Origin of the sequence: Faecalibacterium sp. i25-0019-C1 (assembly GCF_042854225.1) — a bacterium.
Classification (GTDB): domain Bacteria; phylum Bacillota; class Clostridia; order Oscillospirales; family Ruminococcaceae; genus Faecalibacterium; species Faecalibacterium taiwanense.
The window spans coordinates 754,684-770,162 of record NZ_AP031428.1 but is presented as its reverse complement, the minus strand read 5'-3'; the positions used below and the strand labels follow the sequence as shown (position 1 = coordinate 770,162).

At 53.4% G+C, this 15,479-nt stretch carries 14 protein-coding genes; all 14 read left to right on the top strand.

Features of this window, described 5'->3' with window-relative positions:
• The first annotated feature begins 453 nt into the window (after positions 1-453).
• The 14 genes from ACGHUK_RS03745 to xerC (ACGHUK_RS03680) all read left to right on the top strand — a co-directional run bounded on the left by ACGHUK_RS03745 (position 454) and on the right by xerC (ACGHUK_RS03680) (position 15,409).
• Entirely contained in the window at positions 454-1,719 is a 1,266-nt protein-coding gene (locus ACGHUK_RS03745) for a plasmid recombination protein (RefSeq protein ID WP_390575039.1), read from the top strand.
• 42 nt (positions 1,720-1,761) lie between these two features.
• Positions 1,762-2,076, top strand: a complete 315-nt coding sequence (locus ACGHUK_RS03740; RefSeq protein ID WP_097783233.1) for a helix-turn-helix domain-containing protein — start codon at positions 1,762-1,764, stop codon at positions 2,074-2,076.
• Positions 2,077-2,092: 16 nt separating this feature from the next.
• Positions 2,093-3,472 carry a tyrosine recombinase XerC gene (gene xerC / locus ACGHUK_RS03735; protein WP_390575037.1) on the top strand — a complete coding sequence of 460 codons (1,380 nt, stop codon included), beginning with the start codon at positions 2,093-2,095 and terminating at the stop codon, positions 3,470-3,472.
• A 569-nt stretch (positions 3,473-4,041) separates the two neighbouring features.
• Positions 4,042-4,290, top strand: coding sequence for a DUF6061 family protein (locus tag ACGHUK_RS03730; protein ID WP_390575034.1), 249 nt, complete (start codon positions 4,042-4,044; stop codon positions 4,288-4,290).
• Between the two features lie 208 nt (positions 4,291-4,498).
• The gene (locus ACGHUK_RS03725; RefSeq protein WP_120119684.1) at positions 4,499-5,626 is read left to right on the top strand and encodes an ROK family transcriptional regulator; all 1,128 of its coding nucleotides are present in this window, start codon (positions 4,499-4,501) and stop codon (positions 5,624-5,626) included.
• A 185-nt stretch (positions 5,627-5,811) separates the two neighbouring features.
• Complete coding sequence (locus ACGHUK_RS03720; protein ID WP_005940978.1) at positions 5,812-6,873, top strand: NAD(P)-dependent alcohol dehydrogenase; 1,062 nt, start codon at positions 5,812-5,814, stop codon at positions 6,871-6,873.
• On the top strand, positions 6,870-7,262 hold the full coding sequence (locus ACGHUK_RS03715; RefSeq protein WP_117476342.1) for a VOC family protein: 393 nt from the start codon (positions 6,870-6,872) through the stop codon (positions 7,260-7,262). The genes ACGHUK_RS03720 and ACGHUK_RS03715 overlap by 4 nt, the downstream gene beginning before the upstream one ends.
• A 33-nt stretch (positions 7,263-7,295) precedes the next feature.
• Positions 7,296-8,678, top strand: a complete 1,383-nt coding sequence (locus ACGHUK_RS03710) for an MFS transporter (protein WP_390575030.1) — start codon at positions 7,296-7,298, stop codon at positions 8,676-8,678.
• 9 nt (positions 8,679-8,687) lie between these two features.
• Positions 8,688-9,656 carry a carbohydrate kinase gene (locus tag ACGHUK_RS03705; protein ID WP_390575028.1) on the top strand — a complete coding sequence of 323 codons (969 nt, stop codon included), beginning with the start codon at positions 8,688-8,690 and terminating at the stop codon, positions 9,654-9,656.
• 15 nt (positions 9,657-9,671) lie between these two features.
• Positions 9,672-9,911, top strand: coding sequence for an HPr family phosphocarrier protein (locus ACGHUK_RS03700; RefSeq protein ID WP_390575026.1), 240 nt, complete (start codon positions 9,672-9,674; stop codon positions 9,909-9,911).
• A gap of 769 nt (positions 9,912-10,680) precedes the next feature.
• Positions 10,681-12,003 carry a phage/plasmid primase, P4 family gene (locus ACGHUK_RS03695; RefSeq protein WP_390575024.1) on the top strand — a complete coding sequence of 441 codons (1,323 nt, stop codon included), beginning with the start codon at positions 10,681-10,683 and terminating at the stop codon, positions 12,001-12,003.
• A gap of 354 nt (positions 12,004-12,357) precedes the next feature.
• Positions 12,358-13,605 carry a hypothetical protein gene (locus tag ACGHUK_RS03690; RefSeq protein WP_390575021.1) on the top strand — a complete coding sequence of 416 codons (1,248 nt, stop codon included), beginning with the start codon at positions 12,358-12,360 and terminating at the stop codon, positions 13,603-13,605.
• Between the two features lie 79 nt (positions 13,606-13,684).
• A complete protein-coding gene (locus tag ACGHUK_RS03685; RefSeq protein WP_156071667.1) occupies positions 13,685-13,999 on the top strand; it encodes a helix-turn-helix domain-containing protein in 315 nt (104 codons plus the stop codon).
• Positions 14,000-14,011: 12 nt separating this feature from the next.
• Positions 14,012-15,409, top strand: a complete 1,398-nt coding sequence (gene xerC / locus ACGHUK_RS03680) for a tyrosine recombinase XerC (RefSeq protein ID WP_390575019.1) — start codon at positions 14,012-14,014, stop codon at positions 15,407-15,409.
• Positions 15,410-15,479: the final 70 nt, after the last annotated feature.

Sequence of the window (15,479 nt, the reverse complement as noted above, 5' to 3'; positions counted from 1 at the left end):
ACATAACACCGCCCTGCCCGGTGGCCGCAGGGTGCGCGGTTTTGCAGGCATCGAGCCGCTTGTCCACCCCTGCCCGTAAAAAGTGCATTTTTCACAGAAGAAGTTCGTACAACCTGTACGGTCTGTACTTGTACGCATCTGTACGGCGAATTAAAGCGATTTAAAACGTGTTATCGTTTATATTTCGCATTTCCGTACGTCGTACGAACCGTACAGGTTATTTGAAGTCCGTACGCAATTTTTTCAGATGCGTACGGAGCAATCAAGTTCGCATTGTGCGAACTTGATTGTAATTCTCCCGCAGGAGACGTTCCCCCTCGGAGAGTCCTCGAAGAGCCCACTACACTTTGCAGCCCATAGGGATGAAAGTGTTATAGTGGGTTATTACACTTCCGGGGAAGTGCATCTCCGTCCCCGTCACCTTCCTCTGAACCCCGAAAGGAGGGATGCCCTTTGGCAAGAAATGATGGTATTGACCGCACCAGTGTCCGAAATCTCGCCGTTTCAGACAAAGCCGTTGGCAACACCCAGCAGCACAACGAGCGCGAAAAGGACAGCTATCGGAACCCCGACATTATCCCCCAGCGCACCTCATGGAACGTCCACTTCAAAAAGCCAACCGCCAGCTACACCGACCTATTCGCCCAACTGGAAGCCGCCGAAACCATCTCCACGCGCGGCCTGAAGCCGGATGCTACCCACTACTGTGAACTTATCTTTGATGTCAACTCGGCCTATTTTGACAATCACGGTGGCTACGAGTTCGCCAAGCAGTTCTATGCGGATGCCTACAAAGCTGCTGTGCAAATCGTGGGTGGTGAGCAGTATATCCTCTCGGCTGTCATGCACGCCGATGAGATCAACCGTGCCATGACAGAAGCATTAGGCCGGGAGGTCTACCACTACCATCTCCATGTGGTCTATGTGCCTGTGGTGGAAAAGCAGATCCTCTGGTCGAAACGCTGCAAGGACAAGGCACTGGTCGGCACCGTCAAGGAGACCGTCATGCAGGTCAGCCGAAGCAAGAAGTGGGCTTCCAAGCCCCTGCTGGACGATGCCGGAAAGCCTGTCCTGCAAAAGAGCGGCAAGCCAGTCCTGAAGAAGTCGTACAGTGTCCTGCAAGACGATTTCTTCCACTATATGCGCAACGCCGGGTATACGGATGTAGAGCGCGGTGAGCGTGGCAGCACTGAAGAACACCTGACCGTCACCCAGTTCAAAGTCCAGCGGGAGCAGGAGCGACTGGACAGCCTGACTGCACAAGCCGACGAACAAGCACAGTCGCTTGCTAAAACCAGTCAGACCCTCTCCAAAAAGGAGAAGGAACTTGCCGCTGTGCAGAAAAAGGCCACACTCACGAAAGAAGCCCTCATTCATGCGCGTGATCTGGATTATATCGGCAAGCGCACCTTCCTCGGCAACTACTCGCTGACCGAAGAAGAATTTTCCAAACTGAAAAAACAGGCTGACCACGGCTATATGATGGACGTAGAGAACCGCCGCCTGAAAGAAGAACTTTCCACCGCCAAGAAGGAAGCCATTCATTGGAGCAACAAGTACCACGACCTGTGGTACGATGTAAAGCCCTATCTGGATGCGCTCCACCGTGCTCCTGAACTGGTGCGCGGTTTTCTGGAAAAGATTCTTGCTCCCAAGCAGGAGCGCACCATGAATGTGCCACAGCGAAACCGCAAGCGTGGGCAGGATGTAGAACTTTAAGCTGAATTTTTAGATGATATGACAATATAAGGAGCAATGCTTATGGATTTTGACCGTAATTCTATGACCGTCCCTGTGCAATCTTCCGATTATACGAAAAAGTTCTTGCAAAAGGACTCGAATCCCACTACAATGGAAGTGGTCACTCAAACCAATGCCGTCAAGTCTCCGACTGACAGCCCGGCAACCACGAAACTGGTGTACACGGTGGAAGAGATCGCACGAATGCTGGCCATCAGCCTGCGCTCTGCTTACAATCTGTGCAACAGCACTACCGAATTCCGTGTCCTGCGAGTAGGCGGAAGCATCCGTGTGCCGAAGGACAGCTTCGATGCGTGGCTCTACCGGGCAGCTTGATAAGGAGGCAAACAGTATGGCATATATTACAAAACGCGGCAACTCTTACAGCGTCCGCTACACCTACGAAGATGAGCACGGCAAGAGCTGCGACAAATGGGAAAGTTTTCCTACAAAAGAGGAGGCAACGAACCGAAAGAAGCAAATTGAGCACGAACTGGCGGCTGGCACTTTTCTGATCCCGTCCTCGGTAACGGTGGCAGAGTTCCTGATGGACTGGCTGCCGAAACAGTGCAGCAAGCACAAGTGGGCACCCAAAACCTACGAATCCAACCTTTCCACCATTCAGAATCTCATTATCCCCTATATCGGTAGCATGGAGATGCAGAAGCTCAAGCCCTACCACATGGAGAACCTCTACACGACCCTGAGCAAAACGCCCTGTGGTTCGTATATCGAGGGCAAGAAGCAGGAACTGACCGAAAAGCAGAAGCAGCGTTTCCTTTCCGGCACAACGATCCATGAGGTGCACCGGCTGCTGGGCACTGCCTTCCAGTATGCCGTAGAGTGGGGCATCCTTGTCAAAAGCCCTGTTCCCGTGGACAGCCCCAAGAAGTCTACGCAGGAGCGCACCATCTGGACGGTAGAGGAAATGAGGGCGGCTCTGGACAGCATGGAGGACCCTATCCTGCATCTGGCAGTCCACCTCACACTGGTGGGCGCACTGCGAGAGGGCGAGATCGTAGGTCTGACCCCGGAAGATCTCGATTTTGACGCAGCAGATGGCATCGGAACCTTCCGTATCAACAAGTCCATGCAGCGGGTGCGGAAAGAAGCCCTAAATCAAGTGGACGATGGCTGCATCATCAAGATATTCCCGGACAAGCTGGAGCGCAGCACCACTTCCCTCATTTTGAAGAGTACCAAAACGGCGTCTTCCTGCCGCACCATCTTCATGACCTCTGCTCTGAAAGAGGAATTGAAGAAGTGGCTGAAGCAGCTGGCGGCAGACGAGAGGAAAGACCCAACACGTTACCATGACAGTGGAATGCTGTTCCGTTTGCCCAACGGTCTGGCGGTAGAGCCTGTGTTGATTCGCAAGAAGTTCCTCAAATGGCAGGATGCACACCCGGAGTTCCCTCGTATTGTGTTCCACGGTCTGCGGCATTCCAGTGCGACCTATCAGCTGATGATCTCCGGCGGCGATGTGAAGGCCGTTCAAGGCACCACAGGACACGATATGCTGGTGAACACCTATGCCCATATCCAGCAGTCCTCTCGTGTAGAACTGGGCAAGAAGTTTGAGGAAGGTTTCTACGCCAAACAGGAAAGCCCTAGCCCGCAGGCTGTACCCGCCGAAGGCGAACCGACCATCTCTATGACTGCTCTGCTGGAACTTCTGAAGAATGCAGACCCCGAAGTAAAGGCGCAGCTCCGTCTGGCACTGCTGACCTGATGCAAAATTTACCACGCATTTCAAAGCAATTACAGCCCATGCAGAGGATTCCTACGAAAAAGCCGACCGTGCAAAAACCGTGCATCGACCGTGCAGACCCCGATTTTTCGGGGTTACATAACAAAAAAGAACGCCAAATCTTACGATTTGACGTTCAATATCTGGTGCACCTCCAGGGACTCGAACCCTGGGCCCACTGATTAAGAGAAACCAACGTGCAACAATCGTCGATTTCGACAATTACGCAGCTTCGTTGTTTTTATCGTTTTATCGCAAATTTGTGTTTTGCATCTGCTGCATTCTTTGCACCTGTTATCCCCTCTTGCATCCGTTATCCAGCCGTTCCGGTGTGCAAAAAGTGTGCAAAAATGTGCAGAGCCAAAATCAGCACCTTAAAACAGGTATCGGATTTTTATGCAATGGGGTGAAAACAGGTCTGTTTCATCCGGCGAAAGGCACACTCTATATCACCAATTTATACCACACATCAAATGTACATCAACAATTTGATTCTTGGCAGGGATATGGACAATCGAACTGACACCGCCTTATATAAAAGGAGTTTTACCATGAACAAACTGCTTTCCTGCCGCTACAACATGGACACTAACCGGGTAGAAGCCCGGTTCGCTGATGGCTCTGCCGTTGCCATCGACTGCGTCGCCATCGAGGACAAGTACGGCAACACTCCTACACAGCGGGCTGAACTGGAGTGGCTGCTGTACAACAGGCCGCTGGAGTACGCACAGCTTGTGCTGGGAGGAGAGATGGAGCACTATCTCTCGCTGGGATGCGACCACGGCAGGCTGGAAGATTAAGTCCCTATAAAGAACACGGTGCCCACCGACCTATGGTTTGCCATAAGCTGGTAGCATCGCTTCTTATCCATAAGCAACTCGCTCTTTTCGGCTAACGCTTTTTTGTAAATGTTTCCCTTGCAGAATCTCTCCAGATTCTCTATAATAAGAAAGAGCTTTATAAATCTTCTTTCAAATGTTGAATCTGCTCTTGGAGGTGAGTGAGCCCATGACCGGCAGCGGCGCAAATAACCGTGATGTTAAAAAAATCAACCGCATCCGAACGATTCGCAGCATTTTTTCCTGCGATCGAATCTCGCAGCCGGAGCTTGCGGCAAAAGTCAACAACAGCTGGCCGACCGTATTGCAGAATGTCAAAGAACTGATGGCGATGGGACTGGTGCAGGAGGTCGGCACCTTTGAATCCACCGGCGGGCGCAAGGCGAGAGCATTCGCTCCTGTACGGGATGCCAGACTTGCGGTCGGACTGGAGATTACCCAGAATCATGTCGGAGCAGTTCTGGTCGATCTGTCCGGTAACCTTCTCCGCTATGAGCGTAAAAAGCGTCTTTATGAGCGGTCGGACACCTATGCGGAAATGCTTGCCGGAATCGTGCAGGGGCTGATCGAAAAAGAGGGCTACCCGGTGGAAAAAATTCTGGGTGTCGGCATTTCGCTGCCCGGTATTCTGGACAAAGAGGGGCAGACATTGGTTTACTCTCATGCCTTGGGTCTGCGGAATGTTCCTACCGAAGAATTCAGCCGTTACATCCCGTTCTCCTGCCGGTTCATCAATGACGCGAACGCTGCCGGACTTGCTGAAGTGCGCGACCTCGAATCTCCCCGCAGCCTTGTCTACCTTTCTCTGAGCAACAGTGTCGGTGGTGCGATTCTGACCGGTGGAGCGCTCTATGGCGGCGACCATCTTCGTGCCGGAGAGTTCGGGCACAACACGCTCGTTCCCGATGGCCGCCCCTGCTACTGCGGAAAAAAGGGCTGTCTGGATGCCTATTGCTCTGCAAAAGTCCTCTCCCGACTGACTGACGGAAATCTTGCACTATTCTTTGATGGGTTGCGCTCTGGCGATGCAGCTTTGCAAACGGCATGGAATGAATACCTTTCTTACCTTGCTGTAGCAGTCAATAATCTGCGCATGACCTTCGACTGTGATGTAATTGTTGGCGGCTACGTTGGCGGATTTCTGGCAGAGTTTGGCGAACCGCTCCGGGAAATGCTGGTCGAGCGTAATACGTTTGAGCCGGACAGTTCCTACCTGAAGTTCAGCCGCTATAAGCTGGAAGCCTCTGCGCTGGGAGCCGCTCTGCTCCATATCGAAGCCTTCATTCAGAACCTATAAACCTTCCCATCGAGGACGGCACCTGCCGTCCTCGATTTTTTGCACAATTCCGCCGCTTTTTCCTTGTGCAGTTCTCCGAATCCGCGAAAAAGGGCTTGACTTTGGTTGTGCGGTGTGCTAATTTGTAGTCACATTCATAAACACTTTATAAAAGTCAATAAACAAACAAAAACGGAGGTCATCTTATGAAAGGCACAATGAAAGTTGCAGTCATGAACGGCATCGGCAAGATGGGCTACACCACCCGCCCGATCCCCACACCCAAAGAGGACGAAGTTCTGGTCAAGCTGGAATACGTTGGCATCTGCGGCAGCGATATGCACTACTATGAAACGGGTGCGATCGGCAATTATGTAGTCAAGCCGCCGTTCGTGCTGGGCCACGAGCCGGGCGGCACAGTCGTGGAAGTTGGCAGTGCTGTCAAGCATCTGAAAGTCGGCGACCGCGTTGCGCTGGAGCCGGGCAAGACCTGCGGTCACTGCAAGTTCTGCCGTGAGGGCAAATACAACCTCTGCCCGGATGTCGTGTTCTTCGCTACTCCGCCGGTAGACGGTGTTTTTCAGGAGTATGTGGCCCATGAAGCAAACCTCTGCTTCAAGCTGCCGGACAACGTAAGCACCATGGAAGGTGCGCTGATCGAGCCTCTGGCTGTTGGTTTCCACGCAGCCAATCAGGGCGGTGCTCATGCCGGTCAGACTGCGGTGGTCATGGGTGCAGGCTGCATTGGTCTGGTCTCCATGATGGCGCTGAAAGCCGAGGGTGTTTCCCGTGTTTACGTTGTGGATATCATGCAGAAGCGTCTGGATAAGGCTCTTGAACTGGGTGCAGACGGTGTGATCAACAGCCGCGAAAAGGATGCTGTCCAGACGATTCTCGACCTGACCGATGGTCTGGGCTGCGACCTCGTTATCGAGACTGCTGGTACAGAAATCACTACCCGCCAGGCCATTGAGATGGCGCAGAAGGGCGCAAACATCGTTCTGGTCGGTTACTCCAAATCCGGCGAGATGACCCTGCCTATGAGCCTTGCACTGGATAAGGAACTGACCTTCAAGACCGTGTTCCGTTATCGCCACATTTACCCCATGGCGATCGATGCCGTTGCTTCCGGCAAAATCAATCTGAAGGGTATTGTGACCAACATCTTTGACTTTGACGACATCCAGAATGCCATGGACAAGAGCATTTCGGACAAGGCCAACATCGTCAAAGCAGTGGTGAAGATTGCGGAGGAAACGAAGGTATGAGCTTTCCGCAGGTTCTGACCGGTGTGGCGCACATTGGCATCCCAACAAATGATCTCGACAAGACCATTGCATTTTACAAGAAGCTGGGGTTTGTTTCTGCGCTGGAAACGGTGAATAAAGCCGCCGGAGAGCGCGTTGCGTTTCTTCAGCTTGGCGATCTGATGATCGAAACCTATGAAAACCATCGTGCGGCGGAAAAGGCCGGAGCAATCGACCATGTAGCTCTGGCAACGACCGATATCGAAGCCGCCTTTGCTGCGGCAAAAGAGGCAGGGATGCACCTGCTGCATTCCAGCATCCAGTCACTGCCGTTCTGGGAAAACGGTGTTCGCTTTTTCATGGTCGAAGGCCCGAATAAAGAGAGAATAGAGTTCTGCCAGAAATTATAAGCATCGCGTCAAGAGGAGAAAGGAGCGCGTCGTATGAGTTACACAGCAGAGCCGAAACAGCAGGATACGAACATCAAAGTCCCTCTGATTAGTAAAATCGCTTACGGCATGGGCGATGTGGGCTGCAACTTCAGCTGGATGTTCGTTGGCAACTTCTTGATGATTTTTTACACCGATGTCTGCGGCATCAGCATGGCGGCAGTGTCCCTCCTGATGCTGGTCTCCCGCTTCTGGGATGCCATCAATGACCCCGTGATCGGTTCGCTGAGCGACCGCACCCGTTCTCGCTGGGGACGCTACCGTCCATGGCTGCTGTTCGGCGCACCGGCAACTGCTGTGGTGCTCGTGCTGACGTTCTGGGCGCACCCCACATGGTCAGACAGTGCTAAGAGCCTGTATATGTACATTACTTACTGTGTACTGGTTCTGGGCTATACTTGCGTGAACATCCCTTATGGTACGCTCTGCGGCACCCTGACCCAGAACATCGAGGAGCGTGCGAAAATCAACACCTCTCGCTCCGTCTGTGCCATGATCGCCATCAATATCATCAACATCATCACCCTGCCTTTGATCTCTGCTTTTGGCGGTGATAATGCAGCACGGGGATATCTTCTGGTGACCGTCCTTTACGGCGGTATCTTCACCCTCTGTCACTGGTTCTGTTTTGCCAAAACCAAAGAGGTCGTCCAGCCCCCGGAGCAGAAAAAAGTCTCACTGAAAAAGCAGTTGGATGCAGCGCTTCAGAACAAGCCCTACCTGATTGCACTGGCGGGTCAGTTCCTGTTCGGTGTGACGCTGTATGGCCGCAATGCCGACCTGCTCTATTACTTCAAATATGTGGAAGGCAACGAGAATCTGTTTACCATCTACTCGATGATCCTGATCGTTCCCTCCATTCTGGGTGCTGCGGCATTCCCCTTCGTGTTTGAAAAGCTGGGCAACAAAGGGCACACTGCTTCCCTTTTCGCTGCCGGAACCGGCGTTTCCCTGATTGCGCTCTATTTCTTCAGTGCAGTTTCTTCTCCCATTCCGTTCTATACATTCGCTGCACTGTCCCAGTTCTTCTTCTGCGGATTCAATACCGCCATCTACGCCATCGTTCCCGACTGCGTGGAGTATGGCGAGTGGAAAACCGGTGTCCGCAACGATGGTTTCCAGTACGCATTCGTTTCACTGGGGAACAAGCTGGGCATGGCGATTGGCACCTCTGCGCTGGCTGGTGTGCTGAGTGCATTGAGTTTTGCCCCCAATCAGGTGCAGAATGCTGCCGTGCAGAATGCGATGCACTATGCATTCTCGCTGCTTCCCGGTGCGCTGTGGCTGGTAACAGCGATTGTCCTGTTCTTCTACCGAATCAGTAAGCGTTCGTATAACCAGATTATGTCCGAACTGAACGCTAAAAAAGCAGGTTGAGGTGATACCATGTTTGATGTTGTAGCTTTGGGAGAAAGCCTGATCGACTTTACCCCGAACGGAACCAATGCACAGGGCATCGAATTGTTTGCCCGGAATCCCGGCGGTGCACCCGCCAATGTCCTTGCCATGAATGCCCGTCTGGGCGGCAAAACAGCATTCATCGGAAAAGTCGGCAAAGACGGATTCGGCGATTTTCTCCGCCAGACCCTTGTAGAAAGCGGCATTGATGTGTCCGGTCTGGTGATCGACGAAAAGATTCCCACGACCCTTGCCTTCGTTCAGCTTGACAGCAAGGGAGACCGCTCCTTTACCTTTTACCGGAACCCCGGTGCCGATGTGATGCTGACTTCGGCAGAAGTCAACAGGAATCTGATCGACGATGCTGCCATCTTCCATTCCGGCTCTGTCTCTCTGACCGCCGACCCGAGCCGCACCGCCACGTTGGAAGCTGCGCGGTATGCACGGCAGCAGGGCAAGCTGGTCAGCTTTGACCCCAATTACCGTCCGCTTCTGTGGGAGCACCCGGCAGATGCCGTTGTCCAGATGCAGGAAGGTGTCAAGCTGGCGGATCTTCTGAAAGTTTCCGAGGAAGAAATGCAGCTTATCACAAACGAAAGCGACCTTGCCCGCGGCTCACAAGCCCTGCTCGAAATGGGGCCATCTCTTGTGCTGGTATCGCTGGGTGCAAAGGGTGCTTATTACCGGAACGCTGTGGGAGCAGGGCATCTTCCCACCTATGATGTGCCTACCGTGGACACGACGGGTGCAGGCGACGCTTTCATGGGCGCAATTCACTACCAGCTGCGAGGAAAAGATGCTGAGGATTTGCGTACCCTCCCTGCATTTGAGCTTGAAGAAATCGTCCGCTTCGGCAATGCAGCGGGCAGTCTGACCACGACAAAGGGCGGCGCAATCCCTGCAATGCCCTCCATGGTGGAAATTCAGAACTGCATTGCCTCTATCCCACTGCTGTAAAAGAAAGGATACCCTATGACAAAATTACAGATCAGAATGCGGCAGGTCGATCAGGTCAAGGAATTTGTAGATTTGCTGTCCAAATATCCCTATGAGATGGACTTAGTCTCCGGGCGATATACCATTGATGCCAAATCCCTGCTTGGCATTTACAGTCTCGACCTGAGCAATCCGCTTACCCTCGTGATTTATTCCGATTCTTGCGAAGAACTGCTGGCACAGCTCCATGCGTTGCTCCCAGATTGCATCGTCTGATTTTCTACGCTTTTCTCCTTCTTCCATTTGCACCGTTCAATTCTGGTTCTCCTTCACCAGAATCGGGCGGTGTTTTGATTTGTATAAGTCCTACTATCACCGCATTCCCTTAATAAATTTTGCAAGCCCATATTGATGTGCCTCATTGCCTTGTCAAGAGGGCTGGCACCGCCCAGCCCTCTCTCTTTTTGCCAAAGTTTCCCTTGCTTTTTCTTGCAAGCTGCCGAAAACAACGCGCTTTCAAAACTTTTTGTTGACACGGCTCGATTTTTGTGGTAATCTATCCCAACAATTGAATATAACATATTTTTACATATTCGTTCAGACCCTGCGGGGCTGAACATCTTGGCTTTCAGCCGTTACATAACCGACTAGCATGACCTTCCAGAAAAAGCGAAGGCAGGGCTGGTCTGTTTTGTGACGGCTTTTTTATTGCCGTTTTGCCCGTTGGACCTTGAAAACCGCATGACCGTCTGTATGGGATACCCGGCGATGACCCTGAGAAGGAGAGCCGGAAAACGCCGCCGGAGGGGGGCAGGAAAGCCATGCAGAGAGAACGGCAATTCACCTCATGTGGTCAAAATGAGCACATGAGGTGAAACGGACGTTTATCTACTCGTTGCGGCAGGAGAAATCAATGTAGACAAATTGTCCACATTGATTTGCCGTAACCCAAAGGACGTTTATCCACCTGTTGCAGCAGAGAAAATCCATGTGGCCAAATTGACCACATGGATAAGCCGCAGCACCGAAGAAAGGATGTGTGCCTATGGGAAACAACTTTACCCCTGCATGGATCAAGAAAGGCTTCTTCAACGAATCCCTGTTTTGTGACGATTTTCTCAGCACCCACCAGCTCCTCTATGTGAATGGCGCATTTTTCACCCCGGACGGCAGGGTCACAGACACCATGAACCTGCGCTGTGAAATTTTCGATATGCTGCGAGACCATATCGGCGCAAATATCGCCAAACGGGTCAGCAATGTCGTGGACGTACTGAAGCTGGCGGCACAGGTGGAGGACTTCCCGCCCATCACCGACCGCATTGCGCTGGCAAACGGCACCCTGTATCTGGACGGCACCTTTCAGGAAGGCAAGCCGGAGATCGTCCGCAACCGGCTCCCGGTCAAATATGACCCGAAAGCCGCCCAGCCCGTCCACTGGCTGCGGTTCCTGTCCGACCTGCTCTACCCGGAGGACATTCCCACGGTGCAGGAGTTCATCGGCTACTGCCTGATCCCCAGCAACAAGGGGCAGCGCATGATGGTCATCAAGGGCAGCGGCGGTGAGGGTAAGTCGCAAATCGGCGTGGTGCTGTCCCGGCTGTTCGGCTGCAACATGAAGGATGGCAACATCGGCAAAATCTCGGAGAACCGCTTTGCCCGTGCCGATCTAGAGCACACCCTGCTCTGTGTGGACGATGATATGCGGATGGAAGCCCTGCGCCAGACCAACTATGTCAAGTCCATCGTGACCGCACAGGGGCAGATGGACTTGGAGCGCAAGGGCAAGCAGAGCTATCAGGGTTGGATGTACGCCCGCCTGCTGGCGTTCAGCAATGGCGATTTGCAGGCATTGTATGACCGCTCGGACGGTTTCTATCGTCGTCAGCTCATCTTGACCACCAAGGATAAGCCCCTGTCTCGTGTGGATGACCCGGACATTGCCGAGAAGATGGCGGCAGAGGTCGAGGGCATCCTGCTGTGGGCATTTGAGGGCTTGCAGCGGCTGGTGAAGAATGGCTTCCAGTTCACCGAGAGTGACCGTGCCAAGCGGAACCGGGAACTGGTGAAGCGGGACAACAACAATGTGTTCGATTTCCTTGAATCCGAGGGCTACATCCGCCTGAAGGCGGATGCCTGCACCAGCTCGAAAGAGCTGTATGAGGTCTACAAAATGTGGTGCGAGGAGAACAGCCTGAACGCCATCAAGTCCCGTGGATTCAGCGATGCGCTGATCGCCAACCAGCGCAGGTACAATCTGGAACACACCAACAACATCATCAATTCTTCCGGGCGGCGTGTCCGGGGCTTTGTGGGCATCGAAGCCCTTGTGCAGCCTGACCTCACCCCCAATGGCTGGCGGGCATGACCCGCTTTTGATCCCCCTATATGGTGCGTTTTCGGTCTTTCGCTGCGTACGTGCGTACAGAGAAAATCGCCTGCTGCGTACGCACGTACGCAGCAAAACGCCCAAGTTCTCCTTTATAGGGGGTGTTGGCAAAGTGTCAGATTGACAGTTTGCCAAAATCAGAGGGTCAAAATGACCCTCTGAAAAACCGGACGAGCTGTCCTTCAGGGCAGCTTGCCCGGAGCAAGAGTGCAGAGAGCGCAGCTCTTTGCCCCAGTGATATGATGCTGTGCGTCATATCCTACTGGGTATTATCTGGCGCAAAATGGCGGCAGATCCAGCAGCTCCGCTGCTGCGTTCTCCCACGCCAAACTGATGAAACGGAGGGATGTCTATCTGAAACTGACACGACACAACGGACGAGCCGGAACCCACGGCACCTATAACCCCAGGCACAATGACCGCAGTTTCAACCTTGCCAACAGTGAGCACATCGACCCGGAACGAGCCAAGGGCAACATCTATTGGGACTGCTTCCACGGTTTCCGTTCGGCTCTCGACCCACAAGACCCGGACGATCTGGGGGCGACCTTCTCAGATGTGGAACGGCAGTTCTACGAGAGCCGGTACACGACCTTTATCGAAGGTCAGAACGAGCGCAACGCCAAGATTCGGCACACAGAGCGCAACCGCTCCATTCCCGACCTGCTGTCCAGCCGCAAGACCTGCCCGGAGGAGACCATCTACCAACTTGGAACGCTGGATGAACACGCTTCGGCAGAGGACTTGCTGAGCGTCGTCACAGAGTTCATCGAGGAGTTCAAGGCCAAGTATGGCGACCACGTTCATGTGCTGGACTGGGCACTGCATCTGGATGAGAGCACACCCCATATCCATGAGCGTCATGTGTTCGACTGCGAGAACAAGTACGGTGAGGTGGCTCCCCAGCAGGAAAAGGCATTGGAAGTGTTGGGCTTCAACCTGCCCGACCCGGACAAGCCCCTCAGCCGCCGCAACAACCGCAAAATCACCTTTGATGCCGCCTGCCGGAAGATGCTGTTCGAGATTGCAAAACGGCATGGTCTGGAATTGGAGGAAGAAGCGGAGTATGGCAACCGCAAATATTTGGAAAAGCAGGATTTCATCCTTGCCAAGCAAAAGAAGCAGCTTGCCGCCCAGCAGAACAAGCTGGACAAGCTGACCCTCAAGGTCAACGACATGGAAGCGTTGATCGATAAAGTTTCGGCTGCGGCCTACGACAAGGCGGTGGAGGTCGTGACCGATGTGGTGCGCACCGAGACCCGGAAGGAAGATATGCGGATGATCGAGGACACGAAGAAGTGGGTGCTGTCCCCGGAACGTAAGGCTCCGCAGACCACGAGAGAATACGCCGCCCACCGTTTGGACACCGTGCTGGACAAGTTCCTCAAGACCATGCAGACCACCACCGCACGTCTGCAGGAGAAGCTCCTGAAGCCGGAAGTCCGTCAAAAAGGCAAGGAGCAGGTCAAGGAGAAAGCACGAGATTCCGTTCTGCAACTGCTGAACCGCTTACAGGCAGAACAGGGGCAAAACAAACCAACGGCGCAACCCCGCAAACAGGAGGGGCACTCGGAAATCTGAACCTCATCGGGAGAGTTCGGAGCAGAAAGCTGGCACTTTCTGCCCCGGCACCCGGTTACAAGGAAACGGAGGTCTGCCTATGAATATGAATCGGCCTGACATGACCGAAGATGTGAAATCTAAAGATTATACGAATAAGTCCTTGCAAAAGGACTCGAACCCGGTTACAATGAAAGCGTCCAAATCCCCTGCCACAGAATCTTCTGACCAGACCAAAGCAGCCAAGCACGAACCGCTTGTTTACCGGGTGGAGGAAATCGCCCAGCTTTTGGCGATTTCTCCTCGTGCGGCGTACAACCTGTGCAACACCACGAAGGATTTCCGGGTACTACGCATCGGCACCAGCATCCGGGTGAACAAGCAGAGCTTCGACAACTGGTTTGCAGCGGTCTGAGGGAGGTAATCTATGGCATCTATTATGAAGCGCGGAGATTCCTACTCCGTCCGTTACAAGTACAAAGACCATTCCGGCAAACCCTGCGAGGGATGGGAAAGTTTCAAGACCAGGAAGGAGGCGCAGGAGCGAAAGATCACGGTCGAAAAGGAATTGCTGGACGGCACATTCCTCGTCCCCGATACCATGACGGTAGAGGAAATGCTGTACAAGTGGATCCCGATCCAGTCCACCAAACACAAGTGGTCCCCCAAGACCTACACGCAGTCGGTAGCGATGGTGCAGAACCTTATCGTGCCCTATATCGGCAATCGCAAGGTGCAGGAGCTGCGAACCTACGACATTGAGAAGTTCTATGCAACCCTTGCCAAGACCCCCTGCGGGCAATATGTGCACGGTGTGAAGCAGGACCTGTCCAAGAAGCAGAAGAAGCGGCTACTGTCCAGCACCTCTATCCACGAAGTCCACACGCTGCTCAAGACCGCATTTTCCTATGCGGTGGAATGGGACTTGATTCACAAGATTCCCCTGCCCCGTGATGCCCCCAAGGTCAATATCGAGGAGCGCACCATCTGGGACGAGAAAACCATGCTGGCAGCCTTGCAGACTATCGAAAACCCCGCCCTGCATCTGGCGGTACACATGAGCATGATCCTTTCGCTCCGTGAGGGCGAAATTCTCGGCTTGCAGCCGAGTGATTTGGACTTTGATGCCGCCGATGGGCGTGGTACCATCTCGGTCAGCAAGACCATGCAGAGAGCCAACAAGGACGCTCTGGAAAAGCTCGACCCCAAGCAGGTCTACTACACCTTTCCAGACAGGCGTGAGGGCAGTAAGTCCTCCCTCATCCTGAAAAAGCCCAAGACCAAGAAGTCAAATCGTATCCTGTATATGACCAAACCTCTGAAAGAGGAACTTCAAGCATGGCTTGAAAAGCTCAAACAGGACGAGCAGAACGCCCCAGAGAAGTACAGCAACTGCGGGCAGCTGTTCCGGCTCCCGGACGGCTTGCCCATCGCACCGGAGCTGCTGACAAAGTGGTACCGCCTGTGGAGAGCCGAGCACCCGGAGTTTGAACAGATCGTGTTCCACGGCCTGCGGCACTCCAGTGCTACCTACCAGCTCTTGCAGTCGGACGGTGACTTCAAGTCGGTGCAGGGCAACACAGGTCATGCAACGGCATCTGTCCTGATGGACACCTATGCCCACACGCAGGACAAGCCCCGGTTGGAGCTGACCGAGAAGATCGAAGCGAACTTCTATTCCCAAGACCTGACCTCGGCAGCATCCCAGCCCCGGCGAAATGAAAAGCCGGCGGCAACAAAAATCTCCGGCAGGGAGATCCTTGAAGCCATCCGGCTGATGGACGCAGACGAACGCAGAGCATTGACGAGAGCCTTGTTCGCCTAAAATTTCTTCTTTTTATGCAAAGGAAAGCAGGCTGTGCAAACCTTGCGCAGAAAAGCCCCTGATTTGGGCA

Excerpts from the sequence above, each read along its gene's own strand:
- ACGHUK_RS03705 (WP_390575028.1), top strand. The coding sequence starts at position 8,688 with ATGTTTGATGTTGTAGCTTTGGGAGAAAGCCTGATCGACTTTACCCCG.
- ACGHUK_RS03690 (WP_390575021.1), top strand. The coding sequence starts at position 12,358 with ATGAAACGGAGGGATGTCTATCTGAAACTGACACGACACAACGGACGA.
- ACGHUK_RS03725 (WP_120119684.1), top strand. The coding sequence starts at position 4,499 with ATGACCGGCAGCGGCGCAAATAACCGTGATGTTAAAAAAATCAACCGC.
- ACGHUK_RS03720 (WP_005940978.1), top strand. The coding sequence starts at position 5,812 with ATGAAAGGCACAATGAAAGTTGCAGTCATGAACGGCATCGGCAAGATG.
- ACGHUK_RS03710 (WP_390575030.1), top strand. The coding sequence starts at position 7,296 with ATGAGTTACACAGCAGAGCCGAAACAGCAGGATACGAACATCAAAGTC.
- xerC (WP_390575037.1), top strand. The coding sequence starts at position 2,093 with ATGGCATATATTACAAAACGCGGCAACTCTTACAGCGTCCGCTACACC.
- xerC (WP_390575019.1), top strand. The coding sequence starts at position 14,012 with ATGGCATCTATTATGAAGCGCGGAGATTCCTACTCCGTCCGTTACAAG.
- ACGHUK_RS03715 (WP_117476342.1), top strand. The coding sequence starts at position 6,870 with ATGAGCTTTCCGCAGGTTCTGACCGGTGTGGCGCACATTGGCATCCCA.
- ACGHUK_RS03695 (WP_390575024.1), top strand. The coding sequence starts at position 10,681 with ATGGGAAACAACTTTACCCCTGCATGGATCAAGAAAGGCTTCTTCAAC.
- ACGHUK_RS03685 (WP_156071667.1), top strand. The coding sequence starts at position 13,685 with ATGAATATGAATCGGCCTGACATGACCGAAGATGTGAAATCTAAAGAT.
- ACGHUK_RS03730 (WP_390575034.1), top strand. The coding sequence starts at position 4,042 with ATGAACAAACTGCTTTCCTGCCGCTACAACATGGACACTAACCGGGTA.
- ACGHUK_RS03740 (WP_097783233.1), top strand. The coding sequence starts at position 1,762 with ATGGATTTTGACCGTAATTCTATGACCGTCCCTGTGCAATCTTCCGAT.
- ACGHUK_RS03700 (WP_390575026.1), top strand. The coding sequence starts at position 9,672 with ATGACAAAATTACAGATCAGAATGCGGCAGGTCGATCAGGTCAAGGAA.